Source organism: Actinoplanes sp. NPDC051633 (assembly GCF_040681735.1).
Taxonomy (GTDB): domain Bacteria; phylum Actinomycetota; class Actinomycetes; order Mycobacteriales; family Micromonosporaceae; genus Actinoplanes.
In genome coordinates, this window is sequence record NZ_JBFAZH010000629.1 from 1 (window position 1) to 4,678 (window position 4,678).

Below are 4,678 nucleotides of genomic sequence, written 5' to 3' on the forward strand. Positions count from 1 at the left end.
TATCCGGAGGCACACGCCGATCTTGGCGAGCGTCAAGTTCCGCTCCGACGTGGCCGGGCAGGTGACCGGCATCCGGTTCTACAAGGGGGCCGGTAACACCGGCACCCACGTGGGACACCTGTGGAGCAGCGCCGGCGCCAACCTGGGCACGGCCAACTTCACCACGGAGACCGCGACGGGCTGGCAGACGGCCACGTTCGCCAGCCCGATCACGATCGCGGCCAACACCACCTACGTCGCGTCGTACTATGCGCCCAACGGCCGCTACGCCGGGGACACCGGCGCCTTCGCGTCCGCCGGCGTCGACAACGCGCCGCTGCACGCGCTGGCCAACGGCGTGGACGGGGGCAACGGCGTCTACCGGTACGGCACCGGCGGCGGGTTCCCGACCAGCACGTGGCAGTCGGCCAACTACTGGGTCGACGTGGTGTTCGATACCACCGTCACCGACACCACGGCGCCGGCAGTGATCGCCAACGACCCGGCGGCCGCCGCCACCGGCGTGCCCACCACGACCACGGTCAGCGCGACGTTCAACGAGCCGCTGCAGGCCGGCACCGCGGTGCTGACGCTGACCGCGGGCGCCACCACGGTGAGCGGCACCACCGCGTACGACGCGGCGACCCGGACGGTGACCTTCACGCCGGCGAGCCCGCTGGCCGTGTCGACCTCGTACGTGGCCCGGGTTTCCGGGGCCAAGGACGCCGCCGGGAACACGATGACCACGGTCTCCTGGCCGTTCTCCACGGCGGCGGCCTCCGGGTCCGGCTGCCCGTGCACGATCTGGCCGGCCACGGCGACCCCGGCCACCGCGGCGACCAACGACAACTCCGCGGTCGAGGTCGGTGTCAAGTTCCGGACCTCGACGGCCGGTTTCATCACCGGCCTGAAGTTCTACAAGGGATCGACGAACACCGGCACCCACACCGGCGCGCTGTGGTCCAGCACCGGCGCCCGCCTCGCCACGGTGACTTTCAACAGCGAGACGGCGTCGGGATGGCAGACCGCCACGCTGCCCGGGCCGGTCGCCGTCACCGCGAACACCACCTATGTGGCCTCGTACCACACCGACACCGGCTTCTACTCGTCCACCGCCAACGGGCTGGCCTCGGCCGTGACCCGCGGGCCGCTGACCGCCCTGGCCAGCGCCGCGAACGGCGGCAACGGCGTCTACAGGTACGGCGCCAGCGACTTCCCGTCGGGCTCGTACCAGGCGACCAACTACTGGGTCGACGTCGTCTTCAACACCGCGGCGGCGGACACCATCGCGCCGACGCTGGCCGGGCGTTCCCCGTCGGCTGGCGCCACCGGCGTCGCGGCGGCCAACCCGGTCACCGCGACGTTCAGTGAGCCGGTCACCAACGCGGCCATGACGCTGACCGGTCCGTCCGGCGCCGTCGCCGGCACGTCCGCCTACAACGCGAGCACCAACACCATCACCTTCACACCGGCCGCGGCCCTGGCGTACTCCAGTGCCTACACCGTGGCGGTCAGCGGCGCACGAGATGCGGCCGGCAACGTGATGACCCCGGTGACGTGGTCCTTCACCACCTCGGCGGCGCCACCGCCGCCACCGGACCAGGGCCCGGGCGGCCCGGTGCTGGTCATCAAGTCGACCACCGCCGGCGCCAGCGGGTTCACCGGCTTCATGGCCGAGGTGCTGCGCAACGAGGGCCTCAACGAGTTCGCCACCGCGAGCCTGTCGGCGGTGACCGCCACCACGCTCAACTCGTACGACGTGGTGATCCTCGGCGCGACACCGCTCACCGCGGCCCAGGTCAGCATGTTCAGCACCTGGGTCAACGCGGGCGGCAACCTGATCGCGCTGCGCCCCGACAAGCAGCTGGCCTCCCTGCTCGGCCTGACCGACGCCGGGTCGACGCTGTCCGAGGGCTACCTGAAGATCGACACCGCTTCGGCGCCCGGGGCCGGCATCACCGCCGACACCATGCAGTACCACGGCGTCGCCGACCGGTACACCTTGGGCACCGCCCGGGCCGTCGCCAACCTGTACTCCACCGCGACGACGGCCACCACCAGCCCGGCGGTGTCCCTGCGAGCCGTCGGCACCGCCGGCGGGCACGCCGCGGCGTTCAGCTTCGACCTCGCGCAGTCGCTGGTCTACACCCGGCAGGGCAACCCGGCCTGGGACGGTCAGGACCGTGACGGTCAGGGACCGATCCGGTCGAACGACCTGTTCTTCGGCGGCTCCTCAACCGACTGGGTCAACCTCGCCAAGGTCGCCGTTCCGCAGGCCGACGAGCAGCAGCGGCTGCTGGCCAACCTGATCGGCAACATGAACCTCGACCGCAAGCCGCTGCCGAAGTTCTGGTACTTCCCGCGCAGCGCCAAGGCGGCCGTCATCGCCACCGGCGACGACCACGCCGTCGGCGGGACGGGCGGGCGGTACGACCAGTACATCGCCAACAGCCCGGCCGGATGTTCGGTCGACGAGTGGCAGTGCCCGCGCTTCACCTCGTACGTGTTCCCGAACACGACGCTGACCAACGCGCAGGCCGGCACGTACCAGACCCGCGGGTTCGAGACCGCGCTGCACCTCAACACCAACTGCGGCAACTACACGGCCTCCTCGCTGGCCACGCTGCTCTCGCAGCAGATGTCGGCCTGGAAGTCGAAGTACACGTCGCTGGCATCGCCGGTCAGCAACCGCACGCACTGCATCGTCTGGTCGGACTGGACCTCGCAGGCGACGGTCGAGGGCAACAACGGCATCCGGATGGACACCAACTACTACTACTGGCCCGGCACCTGGGTCGCCGACCGGCCGGGCTTCATGACCGGTTCCGGCATGCCGATGCGGTTCGCCGACAAGAGCGGCAACCTCATCGACACCTACCAGGCCGCCACCCAGATGACCGACGAGTCGAACCAGACGTACCCGTTCACGGTCAACACGTTGCTGGACCGGGCGCTGGGCGCGCAGGGCTACTACGGCGCCTTCACCGTCAACATGCACACCGACGAGCCCACGACGTTCGACAGCGATCAGGTGCTGGCCTCCGCGCTGGCACGTAACGTGCCGATCGTCACCGCCAAGCAGATGCTCACCTGGGTCGACGGGCGCAACGCCTCGTCGTACTCCGGCATCTCGTGGTCGGGCACCGCGCTGAACTTCACGGTCAACGTGGGATCGGGCGCCAACGGGCTCACCGGCATGGTGCCGACACTGGGCACCGGCGGGCGCACGCTGACCACGCTGACCCGGGCCGGCGCCGCGGTGCCGTTCACCAAGCAGACGATCAAGGGCGTGGAGTACGCGTTCTTCACGGCGGCGCCCGGCGCGTACGTGGCCACCTACGGCGGTTCGGCCGCGGCCGCCGCGCCGACTCTGGCCATCGCGACGGCGAAGGCGGCCGCGACCGGCACCACGGCCGGCGTCACGGTCGACAGCAGCACGGTGGCCAGGACCGAGGTCGTCTACGGCACACAGTCCGACGAGCTGTCGGCGAAGGTCGTCGACGGCACGCAGGCCGGCAAGCGCACGGTGGGCTTGAAGGGCCTGAAGCCCGGGACCAAGTACTACTACCGCGTGCGGGTCACCGCGCCGGGCGGCCGGACCGCGGTCTCGTCGCTGCAGACGCTGACCACCGCCGCCGCGGACAAGAAGGCACCGGGCGTCTCGGCCGTGCGAGCACTGCCGCGGCCGGACGGCACGGTGGCGCTGAGCTGGAACACCAGTGAGTCCGCCACCGCGTCGATCCTCATCGGAGAGTCGACGAAGGGCCTCGACCAGCGGCCGGGTGACTCCGGCGGCACGCAGCACGACGTGGTCGTGACGCGGCTCGAGCCGAACAAGACGTACTACTACCGGGTGCACAACGTGGACGCGGCGGGCAACGTCAAGGTGTGGCCGGCCCTCGGCCGGCAGCCGGCGAAGTTCGTCTCGGCGAAGCTCGGCGTCGCCGACTTCACGGTCCCGCAGCTGCGGACCGGCCGGACGGGCGGCACGACGGTCGGAGCCGACGGCGTGACGTTGACGCCCGGGGCGACGTCCGGGGCGTTCGAGTCCCGGCTGCTGGACGCGCAGCAGATGGTCACCTGGGACAAGCTGTCCTACCAGGCAACGGTTCCCGCGGGGACGAGCATGAAGGTCTACGTCCGCACCGGCAGCACCACGACGCCGGATGCCACCTGGACCGCGTGGAAGGCGGTCGGCAACGGTGGCAGCGTGGGCACCGGCTCGCGCTACGTGCAGTACCGCGTCGAGCTGACCGGCTCGTCGGCGGGCAGCAGCCCGGTCTTCACGGGCGCCGCAATCACCTCGAACGGCAAGCCGTTGGAGGACCATCACGAGTGATGTGGGGGACCCGCCAGTTCTCTGATCGCTCGCAGTGAAAGGCGCCGGATCTGATCCGGCGCCTTTCCTGCGTCCCCGAAAGCAGCCACCTAGGCTCGGCGACATGGCGCATTCGCCGAGCCGGCGAACGCGCCGCCGAACACGCTGGGCCTGCGCCGCAGTCCAGGGCGAACCGGCCGCGCCCGGCGGCGCCGGAGCCGGCTACCGGATGTGCTACCTCCGCGGCCCGGCAGGCGTCATCGCTTCGCTCGCCCAGCAACTCGCCCGACCCCGTCCATGGGTGCGAGCACTCGCAGGTCCCGTGGCACTCCGTCGCCGGCCAAGCGGTGGGTTGTCCCTCTGCCCCGCCGCGCAGGCGGA

Annotated in this window: 1 protein-coding gene; it reads left to right on the plus strand. The window is 70.9% G+C overall.

Annotation, left to right across the window (positions count from 1 at the left end; translation table 11 throughout):
- Positions 1 to 22 precede the first annotated feature (22 nt).
- Positions 23 to 4,318 carry a DUF4082 domain-containing protein gene (locus AB0M20_RS28290; protein ID WP_364303290.1) on the plus strand — a complete coding sequence of 1,432 codons (4,296 nt, stop codon included), beginning with the start codon at positions 23 to 25 and terminating at the stop codon, positions 4,316 to 4,318.
- Positions 4,319 to 4,678 lie beyond the last annotated feature (360 nt).